Here is a 24,785-nt window from a genome sequence, read left to right as displayed (position 1 = left end):
GACTTACGCACGTTAAATCATTCAAGGCCGCGGCATTTACCGCGGCCTTGTTATTTCAACCAGACCACTGGAGCAGAGGGAAAATAGCGATCAGCCACCGGCTAACTTGACCTTCATCCCTTTCGCCTCAAGCAGCGACTTGAGTAAATCCCGCTTATCGCCCTGGATCTCGATCACGCCGTCTTTCACCGCGCCGCCGCAGCCGCACTTCTTTTTCAACTCTGCCGCCAGAGCGGTTAGCGCAGCATCATCGGCATCAATCCCGCTAATCAGACAGACGCCTTTGCCCTTGCGGCCGCTGGTCTGGCGCTGGATCCGCACAATGCCGTCGCCTTTCGGGCGCACCGGCGCCGGTTTCGCCTCGTCGATACGCCCGGTTTCGGTGGAGTAGACCAGACGGCTGTTGGAATCGCTCATTATGCCCCCTTGCGCAGAGAATCGTTGATCGCCCGCAGCGTCGCGGCTGGATCCGCCGACTGAGTAACCGGGCGACCAATCACCATATAGTCTACCCCAGCTTCCTGAGCCTGCTCAGGAGTCATAATTCGCCGCTGATCGCCAGCGTCGCTGCCCTGCGGACGAATCCCCGGGGTCACCAGCTTAAACGCCTGCCCCAGCTCATGCTTAAAGCGCACCGCCTCCTGGGCTGAACACACCACCCCATCAAGGCCGCAGCGTTGGGTCAGCGCCGCCAGCTTCGCCGCGTAGTCAGCCGGAGATAAGGTAATGCCCAGATCCTGTAGATCGCTGGACTCCATGCTGGTGAGCACCGTGACAGCGATCAGCAGCGGCGCATCTTTGCCAAACGGCAGCAGCGCTTCGCGCGCGGCGGTCATCATTCGCGCGCCGCCGGAAGCATGGACATTCACCATCCATACGCCCAGCTCAGCCGCTGCGGCCACCGCGCGGGCGGTGGTGTTGGGAATATCGTGAAACTTAAGGTCCAGGAACACCTCAAACCCACGCTGATGCAGATCGCGGACAAACTGCGGGCCCAGCAGGGTGAACATCTCTTTGCCCACCTTCAGGCGGCAGTCGCGCGGGTCGATGCGGTCGACAAATGCCAGCGCTTTATCGCGATTATCATAGTCGAGCGCAACCACAACGGGAGAGGATGTGACAGCGCGGGAAGATGGGATAGCTGTAGACGTCATGACCAGACCTTAGTGTTGATGGGCGCCGGGGTGGCGCAAAAAAGGTAAACGGGCAGCATTCTACCTGTGAAGCGAACAAAATAACAGACTGCCGTACCTGCCCTGACCGGACGATGGCGCTGCCGGGGCCGCGCCTGGAGAGGAGTGAAGCGATAAGTATGTTGTAACTAACGGAGGGCTTTTTTTTGGCTTTACTGGCCGTCGAGACCGCGAATGGGTTTAATGGTCGCCCACGAGCGGCAGGACGGACAATGCCAGTAGAGTGTATGAGCGGTAAATCCGCATTTCTGGCAGCGATAGCGTGGTTTGCTGCGCACCTGCTCACCAACCATGTTTCGCAGCACCCCAAGGCTTTCTTTCGCCCGCCCTTCTTCCGCTTCGTTGAGATGGTAGTCCATCAGCTTATGGAAGACGCGCATGGTCGGGTGGCGTTCCAGCTGCCGGGTGACGTAGTTTTGCGCCGCTTCGACGCCTTCCCGTTGCTCAAGGATCTGCGCCAGCATCAGTTCGGCGGTCGCCCCGGCGTTCTCCTCCACGCAGCGGCGCAGAAAAACTTCCCATTCATCGGTTTTGCCGAGCTGCTGGTAGCAGGTCTGCAGCATCTCCAGCGTTTCACCCACCAGCTCTTTATCCTGATCGATAACCCGCTCGAGGCTCTCCACCGCTTTGGCGTAGTCGCCCTTTTCCATCCACACCCGGCCCATCATGATCGATACCCGGGCGCTGTTGCGGTCCGCGGCGGCGCCTTTTCTCAACAACGCCATCGCTTTATCCAGATCGTTGGCTGCCATCTGCTGCAGGGCCAGTTCGCACCAGAAGTTGGCGATTTCGCCACGATGTTTCTCTTTCCCTAGCTTCACCAGCCGTTCAGCCACTTCAATAGCCGACTGCCAGTCGCTGGTCGCCTGGTAAATCTGCAGCAGTTGCTGCAGCGCGCCGAGGCGGAAATCGGTCTCATCCACCAGCTGTTTGAACATGTCTTCCGCGCGGTCATACAGTCCGGCGGCCATATAATCCCGTCCCAGCTGCTGCACCGCTAACAGGCGCTGATCGTAGGTTAACGACGCGCTTTCCATCAGGCTCTGGTGAATTCGGATCGCGCGGTCGACTTCGCCGCGCGAACGGAACAAATTACCGAGCGTCAGGTGCGCCTCAACGGTACCGGTATCCTCTTTCAGCATATCAAGGAACAGGTCGACGGCTTTATCCTGCTGGTTGCTGAGCAGGAAGTTAACCCCCGCCACGTAATCTCGCGACAGGCGGCTCGCATCGTCCTGTTTGGACTGTTGTGCACTTCTGCGCCCCATGTCCCAGCCGTAAGCGGCGGCAACGGGTAAAAGCAGAAACAACAACTCCAGCATAAGAGGTTATTCCTTCACCGCAGGCACGCCTGCGTCGACAGCCGCCGGGCTGACGGGGGCAATCTGATGCTCAAGACGCTTAATTTTCCGCTCCGCGCGCGCCAGTGAGACACGCACCCGCAGCCAGAACAGGCCGCAGATCAGCCAGCCAATGGCAAAGCCCGCGGCAAACAGCACCGCCAGCAGCGTCGATATGCGGAATTCACCCTGAGCGAGTAAATAGTTGAAAGTGACCTGTTGGTCATTCTGCGCCCCCAGCGTCACTGAAATGACGAAGATTGCTAACACCAGTAAGAAAATGAGTAAATATTTCACATGACTTCCCGTTATGTGGGTTGCGCGAAAAAAGCCCGCTTTCAGCCCTATAAAGTATCATTTTCGCCGCAGCGGTGGAATGAAAAAGCATGGCAACTCTTCAGGATATGCGGTCGGATGCCGCTAAAATCAACATTATTCCGCTTCAGGCATCCGTTTTTTAATATCCTGCGCCTCTTCTCCGGGCGGCGAGAGCGGCCCACAAAGGCGCTGCGTCAGCCAGCAGGCCACCGTGACCAGCAGCCAGGAGATCAGCGTGGCGACGATGAGATCCAGCGGCCAGTGCATGCCCAGCGCCAGGCGACTGCCCATCACCGCCGTCGCCCACACCAGCAGCACCGCGATTGTGCCCCAGCGGCGACGCGGCCACAGCAGCCCCGCAGCGAGTAACGCCCAGCTGGCGGCAAACATGGTGTGACCTGACGGGAAAGCAAACCCCGTCTCCTTCTGCCAGTGTTTGCGTAAAAATGACGGAATGTCCTGCGCCTGCGCCAGCTGTTCATGCACCAGTTTAGCGCGTTCTTTACGCTTTAACGCGTAGAATTGCGTCACCGGCACCTGCCTTGTGTTTTCCAGCCAGATGACGAACGGTCTCGGCTCCTGGACCCGCGCCTTGACCCAGGATTTCGCCCCCTGTCCCGCCAGGATAGCGGCGGCAAGGATAAGGAACAGGATCAACGCCGCGCGCAGCCGAAAGCGCAGACACCAGAGGAACCAGCCGCAAAGCACGACATGAGTGATAATTCCCCACGGCTGGGTCACCGTTTCCGTCACCCACCACAGGCTTTTCAACATGGCAACCGGCAGTCCAGGCTGCCACAGCCACCCGGAAAGCCAGACCGTGAGGGGCATAACCAGCAGCAGCGCCGCCGCGAGAGCAGTTCGTCGGGCTATCAACAGCATTTTCTCTCCTTCTCCTTGTAGATGAACATCATAGCGGAAAGTAGATCGTTTGTGCGCTTTCCACACGGCTAACCGTTCGCGATTAGGAGAACGTCCAGGCGTTGTGGCAAAATAGCGGGAAACAGAAAGCACAGTCAGGTGCTGACAGAATCTGGAGAATCACATGCAGCTTAAACGTGTGGCAGAAGCCAAACTGCCAACCCCCTGGGGCGATTTCCTGATGGTGGGTTTTGAAGAACTGGCAACCGGACAGGATCATGTCGCGCTGGTGTATGGCGATATATCAGGGCAGTCGCCGGTCCTCGCCCGCGTACATTCAGAGTGTTTGACGGGCGATGCCCTGTTTAGCCTGCGCTGTGATTGCGGCTTTCAGCTGGAAGCGGCTCTGTCGCATATCGCTGAAGAAGGTCGGGGGATCCTGCTGTATCACCGCCAGGAAGGACGCAACATTGGTTTATTGAATAAGATCCGCGCCTACGCGCTGCAGGATCAGGGCTACGACACTGTCGAAGCGAACCATCAGCTTGGCTTCGCCGCCGATGAGCGCGATTTCACCTTGTGCGCCGACATGTTCAAATTGCTCAACGTTGAGCAGGTGCGGTTATTAACCAATAACCCGAAAAAAGTGGAAATTCTTACCGAAGCCGGGATCAACATTGTGGAGCGGGTGCCGCTGATCGTCGGGCGTAACCCGAAAAACGCTCACTATCTGGACACCAAAGCCGCCAAGATGGGCCATCTGCTGAACAGCAAGCCGACGGAATAAACCGGTGGAATAACCGAAAAAGGGCCAGCGATGCTGGCCCTTTGTTTCACAGCATATTACGAATAACGTAGTGCAGGATGCCGTCGTTGCGGTAGTAGGTGAGTTCGGTCGCAGTGTCGATACGGCACCGACAAGGGATCGCTTCCTGCGAGCCGTCAGCGCGAGTCAGGGTCACCGGCACCGTAGCGCCAGGCTGAAGCGACTGCAGATTACTGATATCAATCCGCTCTTCCCCGGTCAACCGCAGCGTTTTGCGGGTGACGCCCTGCGGGAACTCCAGCGGCAAAATGCCCATTCCGATCAGGTTGGAACGATGGATACGCTCGAAGGACTCGGCGATCACTACCCGAATCCCCAGCAGGCGCGGCCCCTTCGCCGCCCAGTCACGGCTGGAACCTGATCCATACTCCTTACCGGCAATCACCGCCAGCGGTGTGCCCTCAGCCTTGTACAGCATCGCCGCATCGTAGATCGCCATCGGTTCAGGATCCGGCAGATGGCGGGTCATGCCCCCTTCCACCCCTGGGACCATTTCGTTACGGATGCGGATATTGGCGAAGGTGCCACGCATCATCACCTCATGGTTACCGCGACGGGAACCATAGGAGTTAAAGTCGCGCCGGGCAACCCCATGCTCCTGCAGATAGCGGCCTGCCGGACTATCGGCTTTGATGCTCCCCGCCGGCGAAATGTGGTCCGTGGTGACTGAGTCGCCCAGCATGGCGAGGATCCGCGCGCCGCGAATATCCTCTACCGGCAGCGGCTCGGCGCCCATCTCGTCAAAGAACGGCGACAAGCGAATATAGGTCGAGTCCTCCTGCCAGTCGTAGGTATCTGACGCCTCCACCTTGATCGCCTTCCACTCCTCAGTGCCGGAAAACACTTCCGCGTACTCTTTGCGGAACATCTCGGTGGAGACCTGTTCCACCGCGCGGGCAATCTCCTCCCCGCTCGGCCAGATATCTTTCAGATAGACCGGCTCGCCATTCTTGCCCTGTCCCAACGGCTCGCGGGTGAGGTCGATATTCATGTTCCCCGCCAGCGCATAGGCGACCACCAACGGCGGCGAGGCCAGCCAGTTGGTTTTCACCAGCGGATGAATACGCCCTTCGAAGTTACGGTTACCGGAGAGCACTGCCCCGACGGTCAGATCGCCTTTTTTGATCGCTTCTTCGATAGGTTCAGGCAATGGACCGGAGTTACCGATACAGGTGGTGCAACCATATCCCACCAGATTGAAGCCGAGCTGGTCGAGGTAAGGCGTCAGGCCGGCATGGGCCAGATAATCCGACACCACTTTCGAGCCTGGGGCCAGGGAAGCTTTCACCCACGGCTGCGGCTGCAGGCCGCGTTCAACGGCTTTTTTCGCCAGCAGGCCGGCGGCCATCAACACGCTGGGGTTAGAGGTATTGGTGCAGGAGGTAATCGCTGCAATAGCCACCGCGCCATCCGGTAGCGAATAGTGATGCCCGTTCAGCGTATAGTCAACCGGCTGACGCTGACGCTGAAGGTGGTTAACCTCCAGCTCGCCGCTGGCGGCGAAGGCTTTCGGAACATCGCCCAGCGCCACGCGATCCTGCGGTCGCTTCGGCCCGGCGAGGCTCGCTTCGACGCTGCTCATATCCAGCGCCAGGGTACTGGTAAAGACCGGCTCATCGCCAGGCTGGCGCCACATGCCCTGGGCTTTAGCGTAGGCTTCCACCAGCGCGACCTGTTCTTCGCTACGGCCGCTGAGACGCATGTAGCTGAGCGTTACGTCATCGATAGGGAAAAAGCCACAGGTGGCGCCATACTCCGGCGCCATATTGGCGATGGTCGCCCTGTCGGCAAGGGGTAAGGTATCCAGGCCGTCACCGTAGAATTCAACAAACTTGCCGACGACGCCATGCTGACGCAGCATTTGGGTAACCGTCAGTACCAGGTCAGTGGCGGTGATGCCTTCGCGCAGTTTGCCGCTGAGCTTAAAGCCCACAACATCGGGGATCAGCATTGACACCGGCTGGCCCAGCATAGCGGCTTCCGCTTCAATCCCGCCCACGCCCCAGCCCAGCACGCCAAGACCATTAATCATGGTGGTATGGGAGTCGGTGCCCACCAGCGTATCCGGCCACGCCATCCACTGGCCGTTCACCTCCTCGCTCCAGACCGCCCGGCCAAGGTATTCCAGGTTCACCTGGTGGCAAATACCGGTGCCCGGCGGCACCACGCTGAAGCGGCTGAAGGCCTGCTGCCCCCAGCGCAGAAAAGCGTAGCGTTCGTGGTTCCGCTCCATTTCCAGGCGGACGTTGTCTTCGAAGGCCTCGTCGTCGCCGAAGCGGTCAACGGTCACCGAGTGGTCGATCACCAGGTCAACCGGCGATAGCGGATTAACCTTCGCCGTATCGCCGCCAAGGCGTTTCACCGCCTCGCGCATGGCGGCCAGATCCACTACCGCCGGCACGCCGGTAAAGTCCTGCATCAGGACGCGTGCCGGACGGTAGGCGATTTCCCGGTCGGCATGGGCCTGTTGCAGCCAGCCGGCCAGGGCGCGAATATCTTCTTCAGTTACCGAGTCACCGTCCTGCCAGCGCAGCAGGTTCTCCATCAGCACCTTCAGCGACTTGGGCAGTCGACTGATCTCGCCCAGCTGCTTCTCCGCCAACGGCAGACTGTAGTAATGCCAGGTTTTATCGTTGACCTGCAGCGTGTCCTTACTGGCTTCTCGTAGGGTTGACGACATAGCTCCTCCTTTATCTCAGGGATGGCATACCCTGATTCTCCTCAGGGTCTCCATTAAAGATAACACATACTGAGCATAACACTTTGATAACAACCCAAATTGCTAAATACGACGAGACAGAGAGAGAGGAAACGGGAATTATCCGAGAGCAGGCGAAATAGCACCAAAATAGTGCAAAGAGGGCGTATGCCGATATTGTATTAGTACACGAGGACAAAAAAAGAGCTAATCGGCCAGCTGGCAGTGATTAGCTCTGGTGAGTGATTTCAGGTTGGATGAATCCAGCGGCAAAATATATTCTCCCTGTATTGCCGGTCACTGATTTTATATTACAGTTTCCTTTCACTGTCATAAAAATGACATGTATCTACAACGATGACCTACAGCTTTAGCTGACAATCCAGATGTTGCAGATGGTGAGCGCGATGATGCTCCAAAACATCGCCAACCCTACCAACACTACGCCCCATACGCGACTACGCAGAACGGGATCGATTTCGGTTTTGTCATTCTCGTATGACATCGCCAGTTTCATGTAATCGATATTACTTATCATATTGTCACCACCAATTGCTCAAATCATCAGGTACAGATAAATCTTAATTATGGATAAAAGATTAATCCAGTGAATTTAGGCCTGATGGAATATATTTAACCGGTTATTTGATCGCGGCGGGCATAATGAAAAACGTGTTGCCAAAAATTATTAATTTTGTGATTGGTTCGAGGTTTAAGTTGTTAAATACAGTCCATCATAGTTAATGGCACTCCTCGCAGGGAGTGCCATTATTATTTTCAGGGTTATTTTTCCGGAAGTTTTATATCTTTGAACATCGCTTCAATATCTTCATTCGAGCGTAAAGCCACCGCGGTATCTACCACGTCCCTGGTCAAATGGGGAGCAAAACGTTGAATAAAATCATACATGTAGCTTCGTAAGAAGGTGCTACGGCGGAAACCTATCTTAGTGGTGCTGTGGCTGAAAATACCGTTCGCATCCAGCTTCACCAGATCCGGGTCAGAGACCGGATCCACCGCCATGCTGGCGATTACCCCTACCCCCAGCCCCAGGCGAACATAGGTTTTGATGACGTCGGCATCGGTGGCGGTAAAAACAATGCGCGGCGTCAGGCCCGCACGGTTAAACGCGGTATCCAGTTCGGAGCGGCCGGTAAAACCAAAGGTATAGGTTACCAATGGATACTGGGCCAGTTCCTCTATGGACACCGAGCCCTTGGTGGCCAGAGGATGCTCGGGGGTCACTACAATCGACCGGTTCCAGTGATAGCATGGCAGCATCACCAGATCGTCATACAGATGCAGCGCCTCGGTGGCGATGGCGAAATCGGCATTGCCTTTCGACACAGCCTCCGCAATCTGAGTCGGCGAGCCCTGATGCATATGCAGCGACACCCGCGGGTAGCGTTCAATAAACCCCTTGATCACTCCCGGTAACGCATAGCGCGCCTGGGTATGGGTGGTGGCGACGTAAAGAGACCCTTTGTCAGGCCAGGTATGCTCTCCGGCGACAGATTTGATGGCATCGACTTTCGACAGCACTTCGCGGGCGATGCGGATGATCTCCTGCCCGGCCGGCGTCACCTGGGTTAAGTGTTTACCGCTGCGGGCAAAGATCTGAATGCCCAGCTCATCCTCCAGCATGCGGACCTGCTTACTGATACCCGGCTGAGAGGTATAGAGCCCTTCGGCGGTGGATGAAACATTCAGGTTATGGTTAACCACCTCAACGATGTAGCGAAGCTGTTGTAGTTTCATGGCTGATATCCGTTTGCGCGTAAAATGAAGCCGCTTAATACACTTTACGTTCAGGCAACTTGTCGCCGATGAAGGCCCTGGGCTCCCGGCAGTTGGCCATAGTGGCGCCGCAATGCATCCTGAAAGCGATGATGTATAAGACGTTTTAATAATAAAAAAGGCATTAACTATAACCACTATATCATTTATATCAACACTGTATAGACGCTAACGAAAAATAATATAGGTGGTTATAAGGGGAGGAAATTAACGCAAAGAGGGGAAGACGACACGGCAGAGAAATGCACTCTCTCTGCCGGTCGCCTGAGCAGGAAAAGCGCGCTTTTCCTGCCCGAACGAACGCCATTACTTTTTGGCTTCCGTCCACTTACCGTCGATAAAGAAAGCTGACCAGCCGGTCGCTTTGCCCTCTTTTTCAGACGCCACGTACTGCTGCTTGGTTTTACGGCTAAAGCGTACCAGCGTTTTATTGCCTTCCGGATCCTGCTGCGGCGCATCGGCGAGATAACGCAGTTTTTCCGGCAGACGATCGCGGAAGCGGTACAGCTCCTCCACCAGCGGCGCACGCGTTTCCCGTGATTTCGGGAAGGTGTTGGCCGCCAGGAAGACGCCCGCCGCCCCGTCGCGCAGCACAAAGTAGGCGTCAGACTTCTCACACGGCAGCTCCGGCAGCGGCACCGGATCTTCCTTCGGCGGAGCCACTTCGCCATTGCGCAGGATCTTACGCGTGTTCTTACACTCGTCGTTGGTACAGGCCATGTATTTACCGAAACGCCCCATTTTCAGGTGCATTTCAGACCCGCACTTCTCGCACTCCACCACCGGGCCGTCATAGCCCTTGATGCGGAATTCGCCCTCTTCAATCTCGTAGCCGTCGCAGGTCGGGTTATTACCACAGACGTGCAGCTTACGCTTAGGATCGATAAGGTAGCTGTCCATCGCCGTCCCACACTTCTGGCAGCGACGTTTGGCGCGCAGCGCGTTGGTTTCCGCGTCATCGCCTTCCAGCACGTTGAGGACTTCGTTCTCCGGCACCAGGTTGATGGTGGTTTTGCACCGCTCTTTCGGCGGCAAGGCATAGCCCGAACAGCCGAGGAAAACGCCGGTGCTGGCGGTACGGATCCCCATTTTACGGCCGCAGGTCGGGCAGTCGATGCTGGTGAGCACCATCGGGTTCGGCTGCATGCCGCCCTCTTCCGGATCTTTCTCTGCCGTCGCCAGCTGGGTGGTAAAATCGCCGAAGAAGTGGTTCAGCACCTCTTTCCACTCGGCCTGGTGGTTCGCAACCTGGTCGAGGCGATCCTCCATCTGCGCGGTAAAATCGTAGTTCATCAGATCGCGGAAGTTTTCTTCCAGCCGGTCGGTAACGATCTCGCCCATTTTTTCGGCGTAAAAACGACGGTTTTCCACCCGCACGTAGCCGCGATCCTGAATGGTCGAAATGATCGACGCGTAGGTCGACGGACGGCCAATCCCGCGTTTTTCCAGCTCTTTCACCAGCGAGGCCTCGCTGAAACGCGCCGGCGGCTTGGTAAAGTGCTGCGCAGGCGTCAGCTCCACCAGGCTCAGGCGGTCGCCCTGTTTGACCAGCGGCAGCGTTCGGTCTTCATCGCCCTTGCGCAGCGCCGGCATGACTTTTGTCCAGCCGTCGAAACGTAAAGTGCGACCGCGCGCTTTCAGTTTGAAATCACCCGCAGCCACGGTCAGCGTGGTGGAGTCGTACTGCGCCGGCGTCATCTGACAGGCGACAAACTGGCGCCAGATCAGCTGATAAAGCTTCTGCGCATCCGCTTCCATATCTTTCAGCGTTTCCGCCAGCACGTTCACATCAGACGGACGAATCGCTTCGTGCGCTTCCTGCGAGTTTTCTTTGCTGGCGTACTGGTTCGCGCTATCCGGCAGATATTTTTTGCCAAACTTGTCACTGATGTAGCCGCGAACCATGTTCAGCGCGTCCTGACTCAGGTTGGTGGAGTCGGTACGCATATAGGTGATGTGCCCTGCCTCATAGAGTCGCTGAGCCATCATCATGGTCTTTTTCACGCCGAAGCCCAGACGGGTGCTGGCCGCCTGCTGCAGGGTGGAGGTGATGAACGGCGCGCCCGGCTTGCTGCTGGTCGGCTTATCTTCACGCTCCAGTACGCTGTAGCTGGCTTTTTCCAGCAGCGATACCGCCGCCATGGTCTCATCGCGGCTGACCGGACGGAACGGCTTATCGTCCTTATGGGTCACCTGCAGCGGCAGGGCGTCACCGCCCGGCGTGGTGGTGCTGGCGTCGACTTCCCAGTACTCTTCCGGGACGAACGCTTTAATTTCACGTTCACGCTCCACCACCAGGCGGACCGCGACGGACTGCACGCGCCCGGCAGAAAGACCACGGGCGATTTTTTTCCACAGCAGCGGCGAAACCATATAGCCCACCACGCGGTCCATAAAACGACGCGCCTGCTGGGCGTTAACCCGATCGATATTCAGTTCGCCCGGCTTTTCAAAGGCCTGACGAATAGCGTTTTTGGTGATCTCATTGAACACCACGCGGCTGTAACGCTGTTCATCGCCGCCGATGACTTCCCGCAGGTGCCAGGCAATGGCTTCCCCTTCGCGGTCAAGGTCGGTTGCGAGATAGATGTGGTCAGCTTTTTCCGCCAACTGTTTGAGTTCTGAAACTACCTTTTCTTTACCCGGAAGTACTTCATAGTGCGCATTCCAGTCATGCCATGGGTCCACGCCCATACGGTTAACCAGAGCACTACGTTCGTCCTTTTTAGGTTTTTTAGCCCCTTTGGTGGCGGTAGAGTCGGCGCTCTTTTTGGAAGCTGATCCACTGGTCGGCAAATCGCGGATATGACCGACGCTGGATTTCACCACGTAGTCATTACCCAGATACTTATTGATCGTTTTGGCTTTTGCCGGGGACTCAACGATAACGAGAGCTTTACCCATATTCACCTTTACCTAATTTGATTCATCCAGGAATACATCGCACATTCATACACCCTCCACTGGCGACTGCCTCATATGTTGCGGCACCGTCGGTGAATATCAACCCTGAACACCCGTTTCATCTCCGTAAAACCAGGCGCTTGAGTTTGCTGACTTTTTCTCGTCAGGTGACATAGCACGAAGAATTTTTGGCCGAATGTCAAGCAAATCTGTTGCCAGATCGCCGAAAGCGTCACACTGTACCTGATAAAATTCGTTACGCAACTTTATTAGCATGCAAAAGCAAATCCCGCCAGTAAACGGCTGTTTCTCCACTGGTTACCATTACCCCTGATTTATGCATGGAAAATTTGCCCCACGCCGCCGCGCGGCGTAAACTACGCGCGGAGAAAAAGAGGAGTCCGTTATGCAAGGTACAACCCAACCAATCGATCGCCAGACGCTGCTCGAAAAAGCCAACAAACTTATTCGCGAACATGAGGATACGTTAGCCGGTATCGAAGCCACCGACGTCGTTCAGCGCAACAATGTCCTGGTGTTTAGCGGTGAGTTTTACCTTGATGAGCAGGGACTACCGACGCCGAAGAGTACAGCGGTATTTAACATGTTTAAGTATCTTGCTCACGAGCTGTCGGACAAGTACCACCTGGTCGATTAAGACCAGTGAAAACAATAACGCGAGGCCCAGGCCTCGCGTTATGTTATTTACATCAGCGGTTTCTGACCGCGCTGCCACCAGCGCAGCAGAAGCCGATCGGCGCTCTCCGCCGCGCTACCGGTGAAGCGGTCGAGCATCTTCTTACGCTGTTGATAACGCACCCCGATCACCTCGTGGCTCTCCATCAGCCCCAGCAGCAGCTCATCGCTGGTTTCAACCGCATCCACCAGACCTTTTTCCAGCGCCTGCACCCCGTACCAGTGCTCGCCGGTGGCCACCTGCTCAATATCAAGTCCCGGACGCATCCGGTGGACGAAATCCTTGAACAAATGATGTGTCTCATTAAGATCCTCGCGGAACTTGCGCCGCCCTTCCTCGGTATTTTCGCCCAGCATGGTGAGCGTTCGTTTGTACTGCCCGGCGGTGTGCAGTTCGATATCGATATCTTTATTCTTCAGGAAGCGGTGCAGGTTCGGGATCTGCGCCACCACGCCAATAGAGCCAAGGATCGCAAACGGCGCCGAGACAATTTTGTTCGCCACGCAGGCCATCATATAGCCGCCGCTGGCCGCCACTTTGTCGACCGCCACCGTCAGCGGGATCTGCTTGTCGCGCAAGCGCTGCAGCTGAGAGGCGGCCAGACCGTAGCCGTGCACCACCCCGCCGGGACTTTCCAGGCGAATCACCACCTGATCGCGCGCTTTCGCCGCCGCCAGTACCGCGGTGATCTCTTCCCGCAGGCTATTGACCTCATGGGCATCCATACTGCCTTTGAAATCCAGCACCCAGGCGCGCGGCTTGCCTTCCGGCTCGGCATTGCCCAGCTTCGCCCGCGCTTTGGCCGCCTTCGCCTCTTGTTTTTGCTTTTTCTTCTGCGCCTTATGCCACTGCTTCTGCTGCGGGCCGTCCAGCAGCGCCACCGCCAGCGATTCCTTCATCTCTTTATAATGCTCGCTAAGATTGGTCACCCGCAGCTCGCCGCGCTGCTTCTTGCGCTGAGCGAGGTTGACGATAATAGCGGCAATCACCGCGATGGCGACGACAACCGTCGCGATCTTGGCTAAAAATAAGCCGTACTGAGCAAGTAATTCCACGTTTTCACCTTGTGTAAAGCACTGACGTTGCTGCACAGTGTACCTCAGCCGCTGGCGAGAAGTCTTTGTGCTTTGTGTTCTCTGCGCAGCGGATTCTGTTTTTTTTCGCGCGGCTGAAATCGTTGCAAGATATTAATTTTGTGAATACTTTCCGCTTCGCCGATTGCAATGGCGGGCGCTTTCAGGCATAACAGCGCAAAAGTGAGATACCAAAGATGAAGCGCGATCGGGAACCGATCGCCCAAGGAGTTGCCGTGCATTATCAACCACAACGTCACTTGCTGAAAGATCGCATCATCCTGGTCACCGGGGCCAGCGACGGGATTGGTCGTGAAGCGGCCCTGACCTACGCGCGCTATAGCGCCAGCGTTATCCTGCTGGGTCGCAACGACGACAAACTGCGCACCGTCGCCCAGGAGATTGAGCGTGAGGGTGATATTCCCCCTCGCTGGTTTACCCTCGACCTGCTCACCTGTACGCCCCAGGCGTGCCAGCAGCTGGCGCAGCAGATCAGCATGCACTATCCCCGCCTTGACGGCGTGCTGCATAACGCCGGCCTGCTCGGCGACATCTGCCCAATGGAAGAGCAGAAGCCGGAGGTCTGGCAGCAGGTGATGCAGGTGAACGTTAATGGCACCTTTATGCTGACCCAGGCGCTTCTTCCTTTATTACTCCGTTCGGAATCGGGCTCGCTGGTCTTCACCTCATCCAGCGTCGGTCGTCAGGGCCGCGCCAACTGGGGCGCCTATGCCGTTTCCAAATTCGCCACCGAAGGGATGATGCAGGTGCTGGCCGACGAGTATCAAAGCCGCCACCTGCGGGTAAACTGTATCAACCCCGGCGGCACTCGCACCGGAATGCGCGCCAGCGCGTTCCCGACGGAAGATCCGCTGAAACTGAAAACCCCCGCTGACATTATGCCCGTCTATCTGTGGCTGATGGGTGACGACAGTCGTCGCAAGACGGGAATGACCTTCGACGCCCAACCGGGACGTAAACCAGGAATTGCCCAATGAGTGATGAACGCTACCGCGAACGCCAGCAGCGGCTGAAAGATAAAGTTGACGCCCGGGTGGCGGCGGCCCAGGACGAGCGCGGCATTGTGATGGTCTTTACCGGCAACGGCAAAGGCAAAACCACCGCCGCCTTTGGCACCGCGACCCGCGCCGTCGGCCATGGCAAAAAAGTCGGCGTGATCCAGTTTATCAAGGGGACCTGGCCTAACGGCGAGCGTAATCTGCTGGAGCCTCACGGCGTCGAATTTCAGGTGATGGCCACCGGCTTCACCTGGAACACCCAGGATCGCGACAGCGACACCGCCGCCTGCCTGGCGGTCTGGGAGCATGCCCGCCGTATGCTCGCTGACGACCAGCTCGATCTGGTGCTGCTGGACGAGCTGACCTACATGGTGGCGTATGATTACCTGCCGCTGGAGTCGGTGCTGAGCGCCCTGCGTGAGCGCCCTGCCCATCAGTCGGTGATCATCACCGGCCGCGGCTGTCATCGCGATATTATTGAACTGGCCGATACCGTCAGCGAACTGCGTCCGGTCAAGCATGCATTTGATGCCGGGATTAAAGCGCAGATGGGGATAGACTACTGAGGGCCTGATAGCGCGGAAGGAAGTAAGCGTTCCGGCGGCAAGTCACCGGAACGCATAACATTAACCGTTAGTCTTATTGCGAGTACTGGAACGACGGTTGCTGTTGTTACCCTGGCGCGGATTAGCGCTGGTCTGGCTGTGACGCTTCACCGCCCGACGGATCTGATTGGCTTTCAACCGCCGACGGTCTTTCTCGACGGCAACCTTAGAGCTGGTTTCCGGCGTGAGCTCCACCAGCTCGCGCAGGTAGTTGGTCTGCGCCAGGTCCAGCTCGGTATAGCCGCCGCGCGGCAGGCCTTTCGGCAGCAGAATATCGCCGTAGCGCACGCGGATCAGACGGCTGACCTGCACGCCGACCGCTTCCCACAGGCGACGCACTTCGCGGTTACGCCCTTCGGTCAGGGTAACGTTATACCACTGGTTAATCCCTTCGCCGCCGGTGAATTTGATGGTTTTAAACGCTGCCGGACCATCTTCTAACTGTACGCCGCGCGACAGCTGGCGCAGCTTATCATCATCCACCTGGCCGAAAACGCGAACGGCGTACTCACGCTCGACTTCACGGCTCGGGTGCATCAGGCGGTTGGCCAGTTCGCCATCGGTGGTGAACAGCAGCAGGCCGCAGGTATTCACGTCCAGACGACCAACGGCAATCCAGCGCGCGCCGCGCAGTTTAGGCAGACGATCAAACACCGTCGGGCGTCCTTCCGGATCGTTACGGGTGCACAGCTCGCCTTCCGGCTTATAGTAAGCCAGCACGCGGCAGATCTGCTCGGCAGACTCTTTCACCGAGATCAGATGACCATCGATACGAATTTTTAAACCAGGGACAATTTCCACACGATCGCCGAGGGTGGCGATTTTGCCGTCGACGCTGACGCGGCCAGCTTCGATTTTCGCTTCAATTTCACGGCGGGAGCCGTGGCCGGCGCGGGCCAGCACTTTTTGCAGTTTCTCGCTCATTGAGCTTCCTTAAGGTGTCGCCTTCCCAGGCGTCTGGTATGCTTTATGAAACAATGAGGCCAAAAGCACAACTCATTGTTACGTATATACTTTTAACGTAAAGTCTCGTCGGCGCGTTCAGGATATCCACCGCGAGCCCGTATTCGTGGCCGAACATACTACACTAACTTCGTCGGGAAAGCTTCTGTTCGCCGCGCCCCGTCTTTAGTATGGAACAGATTTTCCTCATTCTCCTGTGCCCATTCACGCATACAGATCTTTATCGGACAGCGCCCCCCTCACTACGCGCGCTCCTCAGCAACGGCCGGGCGCTGGCCAAGCAGCCAGTCGCGAAAACAGCGGTTGGCAGGCGCCAGCAGCGCGGTCTCGTGGTAAACCAGATGATAGGCCAGCGGACAGGCGATGGGCTGCGCCAGAGGATTAACCAGCCGCCCCTGCGTCAGCGCAGGCGCTATGAATGAGCGTCGCAGCAACGCCATCCCCATACCGGCGAACGCCGCCTCCGTCACGCCGTTGGAATCAGTGAACACCGGCCCACGCCGCGCGAAGTGCGGCGCCAGCCCCACGGCCTCACACCACAGCGCCCAGTCTTCACGATGTTCATCGTGCAGCAGCGGATACTGCAGTAGATCGCTCGCATCGGTGAGCGTCCGGCGCGGAGCAATCAGTTGCGGGCTACAGACCGGCATCAGATCGTCATCCAGCAGGCGGTAAGCCTGCAGTTCCGGCCAGCCGCCGACACCATGACGCACGGCAAAATCGATCCCTTCACTCAGCAAATCCACTCGCCGGTTGGTGGTGCCGATCTGGATCTCTATCTGCGGATAGCGTCGTTCAAAATCAGCCAGCCGCGGCAGCACCCACTGAATGGCGAAGCCGCTGGTACAGCTGATAGCCACCTTTTCTGGTCCCGGGGGCACCTGCAGGCGCTGGGTGGCGGCGGCTATCTGATGAAACGCCGGCTGAACGGCCCGCAGGTAGATCTCTCCCACCGCCGTTAACTGTAACCGTCGCGGAGTACGGATAAATAGCGGGACATTCAGCGTCTCCTCAAGGCGGGCAATCTGCTGGCTGACGGCGCTGGGCGTGACGCAAAGCTCACTGGCGGCCAGCTTCAGGCTGAGCAGCCGCGCCGCCGCCTCAAAGCAGCGCAACGCATTCAGCGGCGGGAGTTTCATGGGTATGGAACCTCAGTTAAGAAAAACTTAATCATGTAAGCATAACGCGTTTGTCGCACGCTGCACGTGGGTTCTACAGTTGACTTCCTTCGTGACTACAAGGAGTCAATCATGCGTGTTATCGACTATGGCCGCCTGCTGCTGCTCGCCGCCCTCTGGGGCGCCAGCTTTTTGTTTATGCGCATCACCACCCCGGCCTTCGGGGCGTTGAACAGCGCTTTTCTTCGCGTACTGTTCGCCGCTATCGCGCTCGGGCTGTTACTCGGCGTGCAGGGTAAATGGAGCGGGTATCAGGGAAAATTCACATCCACTCTGCAGCTGGGGGTCATTAATTCAGGCCTTCCTTTTCTCATGTACTGCCTTGCCGCGCAATGGCTGCCGGCAGGGTACTCCGCCACGCTTAACGCCACGGCGCCGATGATGGGGGTGCTGATCGGCGCGTTATGCTTTGCAGAACCGTTAACCCTGCGCAAAGGCGGCGGCGCGATACTGGGCGCCATTGGCGTGGCGGTGATCGCGCGCCCGACATCTGGCCTTAGCGCCGCCCTGCTGCTGCCGGGGATTGGCGCCTGCCTGACCGCGACCGCCTGTTACGGTCTGGCCGGCTTTCTGACCCGCCGCTGGATCCAGCAGCGAGGCGGCCTCGAGGCTGAACGCGTCGCGCTGGGTAGCCAGGTCGGCGCCACGCTGTTTCTGTTTCCTTTCTTTCTCTGGTCCTGCTGGCATGGGCCTGCCGTAGACTGGCGGCAGAGTCTGCCGTGGATAGCGATAGTCATGCTGGGCGTGGTCTGCACGGCGGCAGGGTATATTCTCTACTTCCGCTTGATTGCAGATATAGGGCCGCTGCGTTCGCTGTCGGTGACCTTTTTGATCCCACCTTTTGCGGCGCTGTGGGGCTATCTCTGCCTCGGAGAGACAGTGGAGGAAGGATTGATTCTCGGCGCGCTGCTGGTTTGTGTAGCGCTATGGATGATTATCGTGCCGTCGGGGCGAAAACGCGGGGTACCGGACGGCGCATGATGCACCGCCCGGCAGATAGCCTTAGAGAAACGGCCTCACGTCGCCGACGCCTTCGCGCAGCACCACCGGGGTGTCTTCAGTGAGATCGATAACCGTGGTCGGCTGCTGCCCAAGGAAACCGCCGTGAATGATGAGGTCCACCACTTTCTCCAGACGATCTTTGATCTCTTCCGGGTCGGATTCGGTAAAGTCGCTGCCGGGCAGCATCAGCGACGTGGAGAGCATCGGCTCGCCTAAGGTCTCGAGCAACGCCTGAGCGATGGGGTTAGACGGGACGCGCATGCCGATGGTTTTACGCTTCTCCTGCAGCAGCCGACGCGGCACCTCTTTGGTCCCCTTAAGGATAAAGGTATAGTTGCCCGGCGTGTTGTTTTTCATCAGGCGAAACGCCACATTATCCACAAAAGCGTAGGTTGACAGCTCGGACAGATCGCGGCACATCAGGGTAAAGTTGTGGCCGTCCGGCAGCTGACGAATGCGGCAGATCCGCTCCATCGCCCCCTTGTCTTCAATTTTGCAGCCCAGCGCGTAGCCGGAGTCGGTAGGATAAACGATTACCCCGCCCTTACGCACAATCTCCACCGCCTGGTTAATCAACCGCGCCTGCGGGTTATCCGGATGGATATAAAAAAACTGGCTCATACTTCCCTCTCAATTTTTATTCGGCGGCCGCTTCCCAACTGTGCCAGACGCCTTCCACGCCGGCAGGAAGCCAGAGCTTACGGCCAAGTTCGATCCACGCGCAGGGCTGATGAAAATCGGATCCCTGCGACGCCAGAAGACCAAACTGCACGGCCAGGGTGGCCAGCTGGGCGCGTTCATGGGGCGCCTGCTGACACTGGGCCACTTCCATGGCATCACCGCCCTGCTCGCTAAAGTGGGCCAACAGCCGCTTCAACCACTTGGCGGAGAGATCGTAGCGCCCGGGATGGGCAATCACCGCCTTGCCGCCAGAATGATGAATCACATCAATCGCTTGTTTTATTGTACACCACTGCGGCGGCACGTAACCGGTTTTCCCGCGGGCAAGGTATTTTTTGAAGACTTCCGCCATGTTTTTCGCATGGCCGGCCTCCACCAGAAAACGGGCAAAATGGCCGCGGGTGACGGCGCCACCGTCCGCCAGTCGCAGCGCCCCTTCCCAGGCGCCGGGGATCCGCGCCTTCTCCAGGCGCTCGGCAATCATCTGACCGCGCTGCTGGCGCCGCGCTTTCTGCTCCTCCAGCAGGGCGGTCATCGTTGGGTGCGCAATATCAATATTCAGACCCACAATATGAATCTCGTGATTCTCCCAGAGGGTGGAAATCTCGACGCCGTTCACCAGGGTCAAGGGTAATCCGGCGCGGGCGATCTCCTCCCGGGCCGCCGGGATCGCCGCCACGCTGTCATGGTCGGTGATCGCCAGGGTGCCGACGCGCATCTCATGGGCGCGATGGACCAGTTCCTGCGGAGTCAGCCGCCCGTCAGAGGCGGTGGTATGGCTGTGCAGATCGTAAATCACTGCGTATTGGCTGTCGCTCAAAAGGACTCCTGCTGGACATCAACGTAAATAAGCGCATTATCATACCGACAGGCAGAGAAAATCTGCAAACAAGGGTTGACTTTATTCCATTGAACTAGTTAACTAGTACGCAAGTTCACATGAAGGGGTATCACGATGAAAATGCACTTTATCACTCTGCACAGCTGGTGGCGCACCTCCTGACGACGGGCGGCGTGATCGCGTTTTGCATTCAGCATACAGATACCCGGCCCGCCAATGAGCGGGCTTTTTATTGGACAAAAATAATACGAACAGGCGAGAACAATAATGCAAACATCCAAACCGGCACTCGAGCTTCTCACCAGCGACGCCATCTACCGGGAGAACCCGACGGCGTTATTCCACCAACTGTGCGGCGCCCGTCCGGCGACGCTGCTGCTGGAATCCGCTGACATCGACAGCAAAGATGACTTAAAAAGCCTGCTGCTGGTCGATAGCGCGCTGCGCATTACGGCCCTTGGTGACACTGTCACTATTCAGGCCCTCTCCGCCAACGGCGCGGCGCTGCTGGAACTACTGGACGGCGCGCTGCCCTCCGGGATCAACAATCAGCGCCAGCCCAACGGCCGCATCCTGACCTTCCCGGCCGTCAGCGCCCTGCTCGATGAAGACGCCCGTCTCTGCTCACTGTCGGTGTTTGACGCCTTCCGTCTCCTGCAGGAGCTGGTGAGCGTTCCGGACAACGAGCGCGAAGCGATGTTCTTCGGCGGCCTGTTCGCCTATGACCTGGTGGCCGGTTTTGAAGATCTTCCCCAGTTGCAAAGCGACACCGCCTGCCCGGACTACTGCTTCTATCTGGCGGAAACCCTGCTGGTCATCGACCATCAGACCAAGCATACCCGCATTCAGGCCAGCCTGTTCACCCCGCTGGAGAGTGAAAAACAGCGCCTGGAGCAGCGCCTGAGCCAGCTGCGTCAGCAGCTGAACGAGCCGCCGGCGCCGCTACCGGTTACCACCGTGGCCGAAATGCGCTGCGACGTTGACCAGAGCGATGAAGAGTACGGCGCGGTGGTGCGCAAAATGCAGCGCGCGATCCGCGCCGGGGAAATCTTCCAGGTGGTTCCTTCCCGCCGCTTCTCGCTGCCCTGCCCATCGCCGCTGGCCGCTTATGATGTGCTGAAGAAGAGCAACCCCAGCCCGTACATGTTCTTTATGCAGGACAATGATTTCACCCTGTTCGGCGCCTCGCCGGAAAGCTCGCTGAAGTATGATGCCGTCAGCCGTCAGATTGAGATCTACCCCATCGCCGGCACCCGGCCACGCGGCCGCCGCGCCGACGGCTCGCTGGATCGCGACCTCGACAGCCGCATCGAGCTGGAAATGCGCACCGATCATAAAGAGCTTTCCGAACACCTGATGCTGGTGGACCTGGCGCGTAATGACCTGGCGCGCATCTGCACCCCGGGCAGCCGCTATGTCGCTGATTTAACCAAGGTTGACCGCTACTCCTTCGTGATGCATCTGGTCTCCCGTGTAGTAGGCGAATTGCGTCAGGATCTCGACGTCCTCCACGCCTATCGCGCCTGCATGAATATGGGCACCCTCAGCGGCGCGCCGAAGGTCCGCGCCATGCAGCTGATTGCCGCCGCCGAAGGTAAACGCCGCGGCAGCTACGGCGGCGCGGTGGGCTATTTCACCGCCCACGGCGACCTCGACACCTGCATCGTCATCCGTTCCGCCTACGTGCAGGAAGGTATCGCTACCGTCCAGGCCGGAGCCGGCATTGTGCTCGACTCGGTTCCCCAGTCGGAAGCGGATGAGACCCGAAATAAAGCCCGCGCGGTGCTGCGCGCCATTGCCCAGGCCCATCACGCGAAGGAGATTTTCTGATGGCTGACATTCTGCTGCTCGATAATATCGATTCCTTTACCTATAACCTGGCAGACCAGCTGCGCGCCAACGGCCATAACGTAGTGATTTATCGCAACTCCGTTCCGGCGCAGGCGCTGATTGAGCGTCTGGGCACCATGGACAACCCGGTGCTGATGCTCTCCCCGGGCCCGGGTACGCCAAGCGAAGCCGGCTGCATGCCGGAGCTACTGACCCGTATGCGCGGCAAGCTGCCGATCATCGGCATCTGCCTCGGCCACCAGGCCATTGTCGAAGCCTACGGCGGCTATGTCGGCCAGGCGGGGGAGATCCTCCATGGCAAAGCCTCCAGCATTGAGCACGACGGCCAGGCGATGTTTGCCGGTCTGGCTAACCCGCTGCCGGTGGCGCGCTACCACTCGCTGGTCGGCAGCAATATTCCCGCCGGGCTGACGATTAACGCCAATTTCAACGGTATGGTGATGGCGGTGCGTCACGATGCGGACCGGGTGTGCGGCTTCCAGTTCCATCCGGAATCGATCCTTACCACCCAGGGCGCACGGCTGCTGGAGCAGACCCTGGCCTGGGCGCTGCAGAAGCTGGAGCATACCAACACCCTCCAGCCGATCCTCGAGAAGCTGTACCAGGCGGAAACCCTGAGCCAGCAGGAGAGCCACCAGCTGTTCTCCGCCGTCGTGCGCGGCGAAGTGAAGCCTGAGCAACTGGCCGCCGCGCTGGTCAGCATGAAAGTGCGCGGCGAGCAGCCGCAGGAAATTGCCGGCGCCGCTACCGCGCTGCTGGAAAACGCCGCGCCGTTCCCGCGCCCGGACTACCTGTTTGCCGACATCGTCGGCACCGGTGGCGACGGCAGCAACAGCATCAATATCTCCACCGCCAGCGCCTTTGTCGCTGCGGCCTGCGGGTTGAAAGTGGCGAAACACGGCAACCGCAGCGTCTCCAGCAAATCAGGCTCTTCTGACCTGCTGGCGGCCTTCGGCATTAATCTCGATATGAACGCCGATAAATCCCGCGCCGCGCTTGATGAGCTGGGCGTCTGCTTCCTGTTCGCGCCGAAGTACCACACCGGTTTCCGCCACGCGATGCCGGTCCGTCAGCAGCTGAAGACCCGCACCCTGTTCAACGTGCTGGGCCCGCTGATCAACCCGGCGCATCCGCCGCTGGCGCTGATTGGCGTCTACAGCCCGGAACTGGTGCTGCCGATCGCCGAGACCCTGCGCGTGCTGGGTTATCAGCGCGCGGCGGTGGTGCACAGCGGTGGGATGGATGAAGTTTCACTGCATGCGCCTACGGTGGTGGCCGAACTGCATAACGGGGAAATTAAAAGCTATCAGCTGACCGCCGACGACTTCGGCCTGACGCCTTACCATCAGGCGCAGCTGGCGGGCGGCACCCCGGAAGAAAACCGTGACATTCTGACGCGCTTGCTACAAGGTAAAGGTGAAGCCGCTCACGAAGCCGCCGTCGCCGCCAACGTCGCCATGTTGATGCGTTTACACGGGCATGAAGATCTGAAAGCTAACGCTCAGCAGGTACTGGATGTGCTGCACAGCGGCGCGGCCTATGACAGAGTGACCGCCTTAGCGGCAAGAGGGTAAATAATGCAAACCGTTTTAGCAAAAATCGTTGCCGACAAAGCGATTTGGGTGGAAGCCCGCAAACAACAACAACCGTTAGCCAGTTTTCAAAATGAGATCGTTCCGACGCAGCGCAATTTCTATGACGCACTGGCCGGCACCCGCACCGCGTTTATTCTCGAGTGCAAGAAGGCCTCGCCGTCGAAGGGGTTGATTCGCGAGGATTTCGATCCGGCAGCGATCGCCAGCATCTACAAGCACTACGCCTCGGCGATCTCGGTGCTGTGTGATGAGAAATATTTCCAGGGCAGCTTCGATTTCCTGCCGATCGTCAGCCAGGTCGCGCCGCAGCCGATCCTGTGTAAGGACTTCACCATCGACCCTTACCAGATCTACCTGGCGCGCTACTATCAGGCCGACGCCTGCCTGCTGATGCTCTCGGTGCTCGACGATGAACAGTATCGTCAGCTCTCGGCGGTGGCTCACAGCCTGAATATGGGCGTGCTCACCGAAGTCAGCAATGAAGAGGAACTGGAGCGCGCCATCGCCCTGAAGGCGAAGGTGGTGGGCATTAACAACCGCGACCTGCGCGATATGTCGATTGACCTTAACCGCACCCGTCAGCTGGCGGCGCGTCTCGGCCCGGATGTCACGGTGATCAGCGAATCCGGCATCCATACCTATGCCGAAGTGCGCGAGCTGAGCCACTTCGCCAACGGCTTCCTGATCGGCTCCGCCCTGATGGAGCAGGCGGATCTGGAAACGGCGGTTAAACGCGTGCTGCTCGGCGAGAACAAAGTGTGCGGCCTGACGCGCCCGCAGGATGCCCAGGTGGCCTGGGAGTCCGGCGCCGTTTACGGTGGGCTGATCTTCGTCCCGACCTCGCCGCGAGCGGTGAATGACGCCCAGGCCAAAGCGGTGATCGCCGCTGCGCCGCTGCAGTACGTCGGCGTCTTCCGCAATGCGCCGCTGGAGGAGGTGGTCGCCCGCGCGCAGGCTCTGGGGCTGGCCGCCGTGCAGCTGCACGGTGATGAAGACCAGGCCTATATCGACGCGCTGCGCGACGCCCTCGCGGACAACGTCCGCATCTGGAAAGCGCTGAGCGTCGGCGAAACCTTCCCGGCCCGTACGCTCCACCATGTCGACAAGTACCTGCTCGACAACGGCCAGGGCGGCAGCGGCCAGCGCTTTGACTGGAGCCTGCTGCAGGGCCAGGATCTGCGCAACGTCATGCTGGCGGGCGGCCTCGGCGCCGATAACTGTGTGGAAGCGGCCAAAAGCGGCTGTGCCGGACTCGATTTCAATTCAGGCGTAGAGTCGCAACCCGGGATTAAAGACGCCAGCAAGCTGGCCTCCGTATTCCAGACGCTGCGCGCATATTAAGG

Annotated in this window: 23 protein-coding genes and 1 other annotated feature; of the genes, 8 read left to right on the top strand and 15 right to left on the bottom strand. The window is 58.4% G+C overall.

What is annotated here, in order from left to right:
* Positions 1–90 precede the first annotated feature (90 nt).
* The 5 genes from yciH to pgpB form a co-directional block, all read right to left on the bottom strand.
* The gene (yciH, locus tag BHE81_RS04190; RefSeq protein WP_002901782.1) at positions 91–417 is read right to left on the bottom strand and encodes a stress response translation initiation inhibitor YciH; all 327 of its coding nucleotides are present in this window, start codon (positions 415–417) and stop codon (positions 91–93) included.
* Positions 417–1,154 (bottom strand): orotidine-5'-phosphate decarboxylase, encoded by a 738-nt coding sequence (gene pyrF, locus BHE81_RS04185; protein ID WP_004151907.1) that lies wholly within the window; start codon positions 1,152–1,154, stop codon positions 417–419. Before pyrF ends, yciH begins: the two co-directional genes overlap by 1 nt.
* A gap of 191 nt (positions 1,155–1,345) precedes the next feature.
* Positions 1,346–2,515, bottom strand: a complete 1,170-nt coding sequence (gene lapB, locus BHE81_RS04180) for a lipopolysaccharide assembly protein LapB (protein WP_085875004.1) — start codon at positions 2,513–2,515, stop codon at positions 1,346–1,348.
* A gap of 6 nt (positions 2,516–2,521) precedes the next feature.
* Positions 2,522–2,830, bottom strand: a complete 309-nt coding sequence (locus tag BHE81_RS04175) for a LapA family protein (RefSeq protein WP_002901780.1) — start codon at positions 2,828–2,830, stop codon at positions 2,522–2,524.
* A 135-nt stretch (positions 2,831–2,965) separates the two neighbouring features.
* Positions 2,966–3,733, bottom strand: coding sequence for a phosphatidylglycerophosphatase B (pgpB, locus tag BHE81_RS04170; protein ID WP_002901779.1), 768 nt, complete (start codon positions 3,731–3,733; stop codon positions 2,966–2,968).
* 163 nt (positions 3,734–3,896) lie between these two features.
* Between pgpB and ribA the strand changes: the two genes are divergently transcribed.
* Positions 3,897–4,499, top strand: coding sequence for a GTP cyclohydrolase II (gene ribA / locus BHE81_RS04165; protein WP_002901778.1), 603 nt, complete (start codon positions 3,897–3,899; stop codon positions 4,497–4,499).
* Positions 4,500–4,545: 46 nt separating this feature from the next.
* Here the strand turns inward: ribA and acnA are convergent, their stop codons facing one another.
* The 4 genes from acnA to topA form a co-directional block, all read right to left on the bottom strand.
* A complete protein-coding gene (gene acnA / locus BHE81_RS04160) occupies positions 4,546–7,218 on the bottom strand; it encodes an aconitate hydratase AcnA (RefSeq protein WP_004176472.1) in 2,673 nt (890 codons plus the stop codon).
* Positions 7,219–7,606: 388 nt separating this feature from the next.
* Positions 7,607–7,774 carry a YmiA family putative membrane protein gene (locus tag BHE81_RS04155; protein WP_002901776.1) on the bottom strand — a complete coding sequence of 56 codons (168 nt, stop codon included), beginning with the start codon at positions 7,772–7,774 and terminating at the stop codon, positions 7,607–7,609.
* Positions 7,775–8,019: 245 nt separating this feature from the next.
* A complete protein-coding gene (gene cysB / locus BHE81_RS04150; RefSeq protein ID WP_002901772.1) occupies positions 8,020–8,994 on the bottom strand; it encodes an HTH-type transcriptional regulator CysB in 975 nt (324 codons plus the stop codon).
* Positions 8,995–9,339: 345 nt separating this feature from the next.
* A complete protein-coding gene (gene topA / locus BHE81_RS04145) occupies positions 9,340–11,937 on the bottom strand; it encodes a type I DNA topoisomerase (protein ID WP_002901763.1) in 2,598 nt (865 codons plus the stop codon).
* A gap of 406 nt (positions 11,938–12,343) precedes the next feature.
* On the opposite strand from topA, the gene BHE81_RS04140 reads away from it, so the two are divergent.
* Entirely contained in the window at positions 12,344–12,595 is a 252-nt protein-coding gene (locus BHE81_RS04140) for a YciN family protein (protein WP_002901761.1), read from the top strand.
* A 47-nt stretch (positions 12,596–12,642) separates the two neighbouring features.
* Here the strand turns inward: BHE81_RS04140 and sohB are convergent, their stop codons facing one another.
* Positions 12,643–13,689, bottom strand: coding sequence for a protease SohB (sohB, locus tag BHE81_RS04135; protein WP_002901758.1), 1,047 nt, complete (start codon positions 13,687–13,689; stop codon positions 12,643–12,645).
* A gap of 44 nt (positions 13,690–13,733) precedes the next feature.
* Positions 13,734–13,949: a hypothetical protein gene (locus BHE81_RS04130; RefSeq protein ID WP_004210741.1), complete on the bottom strand. Its 216-nt coding sequence runs from the start codon at positions 13,947–13,949 to the stop codon at positions 13,734–13,736.
* Between BHE81_RS04130 and BHE81_RS04125 the strand changes: the two genes are divergently transcribed.
* Both BHE81_RS04125 and cobO read left to right on the top strand, forming a co-directional pair.
* On the top strand, positions 13,944–14,705 hold the full coding sequence (locus tag BHE81_RS04125; protein WP_024623009.1) for a YciK family oxidoreductase: 762 nt from the start codon (positions 13,944–13,946) through the stop codon (positions 14,703–14,705). The genes BHE81_RS04130 and BHE81_RS04125 overlap by 6 nt on opposite strands.
* On the top strand, positions 14,702–15,292 hold the full coding sequence (gene cobO, locus BHE81_RS04120; RefSeq protein ID WP_002901749.1) for a cob(I)yrinic acid a,c-diamide adenosyltransferase: 591 nt from the start codon (positions 14,702–14,704) through the stop codon (positions 15,290–15,292). The genes BHE81_RS04125 and cobO overlap by 4 nt, the downstream gene beginning before the upstream one ends.
* Before the next feature lie 60 nt (positions 15,293–15,352).
* Here the strand turns inward: cobO and rluB are convergent, their stop codons facing one another.
* Positions 15,353–16,255 (bottom strand): 23S rRNA pseudouridine(2605) synthase RluB, encoded by a 903-nt coding sequence (rluB, locus tag BHE81_RS04115; RefSeq protein WP_002901746.1) that lies wholly within the window; start codon positions 16,253–16,255, stop codon positions 15,353–15,355.
* A 281-nt stretch (positions 16,256–16,536) separates the two neighbouring features.
* Positions 16,537–17,433, bottom strand: a complete 897-nt coding sequence (gene gcvA / locus BHE81_RS04110; RefSeq protein ID WP_023302044.1) for a transcriptional regulator GcvA — start codon at positions 17,431–17,433, stop codon at positions 16,537–16,539.
* 111 nt (positions 17,434–17,544) lie between these two features.
* Between gcvA and BHE81_RS04105 the strand changes: the two genes are divergently transcribed.
* Positions 17,545–18,453 carry a DMT family transporter gene (locus BHE81_RS04105; protein WP_004179459.1) on the top strand — a complete coding sequence of 303 codons (909 nt, stop codon included), beginning with the start codon at positions 17,545–17,547 and terminating at the stop codon, positions 18,451–18,453.
* A 21-nt stretch (positions 18,454–18,474) separates the two neighbouring features.
* Here the strand turns inward: BHE81_RS04105 and BHE81_RS04100 are convergent, their stop codons facing one another.
* Both BHE81_RS04100 and rnm read right to left on the bottom strand, forming a co-directional pair.
* Positions 18,475–19,095, bottom strand: coding sequence for an L-threonylcarbamoyladenylate synthase (locus tag BHE81_RS04100; protein ID WP_002901738.1), 621 nt, complete (start codon positions 19,093–19,095; stop codon positions 18,475–18,477).
* A 16-nt stretch (positions 19,096–19,111) separates the two neighbouring features.
* The gene (gene rnm / locus BHE81_RS04095) at positions 19,112–19,975 is read right to left on the bottom strand and encodes an RNase RNM (protein ID WP_002901735.1); all 864 of its coding nucleotides are present in this window, start codon (positions 19,973–19,975) and stop codon (positions 19,112–19,114) included.
* 159 nt (positions 19,976–20,134) lie between these two features.
* Positions 20,135–20,230 (top strand) — a sequence feature (Trp leader region).
* 33 nt (positions 20,231–20,263) lie between these two features.
* Here rnm and BHE81_RS04090 point away from each other — a divergent pair.
* Genes BHE81_RS04090 through trpCF form a run of 3 tightly spaced genes read left to right on the top strand, consistent with a single transcriptional unit; the run spans position 20,264 to position 24,783 of the window.
* The gene (locus BHE81_RS04090) at positions 20,264–21,826 is read left to right on the top strand and encodes an anthranilate synthase component 1 (RefSeq protein ID WP_004176488.1); all 1,563 of its coding nucleotides are present in this window, start codon (positions 20,264–20,266) and stop codon (positions 21,824–21,826) included.
* Positions 21,826–23,421: a bifunctional anthranilate synthase glutamate amidotransferase component TrpG/anthranilate phosphoribosyltransferase TrpD gene (trpD, locus tag BHE81_RS04085; RefSeq protein ID WP_004148109.1), complete on the top strand. Its 1,596-nt coding sequence runs from the start codon at positions 21,826–21,828 to the stop codon at positions 23,419–23,421. The genes BHE81_RS04090 and trpD overlap by 1 nt, the downstream gene beginning before the upstream one ends.
* Before the next feature lie 3 nt (positions 23,422–23,424).
* Complete coding sequence (gene trpCF / locus BHE81_RS04080; protein WP_023302045.1) at positions 23,425–24,783, top strand: bifunctional indole-3-glycerol-phosphate synthase TrpC/phosphoribosylanthranilate isomerase TrpF; 1,359 nt, start codon at positions 23,425–23,427, stop codon at positions 24,781–24,783.
* The last annotated feature ends 2 nt before the right edge of the window (positions 24,784–24,785 follow it).

Source organism: Klebsiella sp. AqSCr (genome assembly GCF_008452795.1).
GTDB classification, from domain to species: domain Bacteria; phylum Pseudomonadota; class Gammaproteobacteria; order Enterobacterales; family Enterobacteriaceae; genus Klebsiella; species Klebsiella pneumoniae.
Note: the sequence above shows the minus strand (reverse complement) of the source record. Positions and strands in the feature narration are given on the sequence as shown.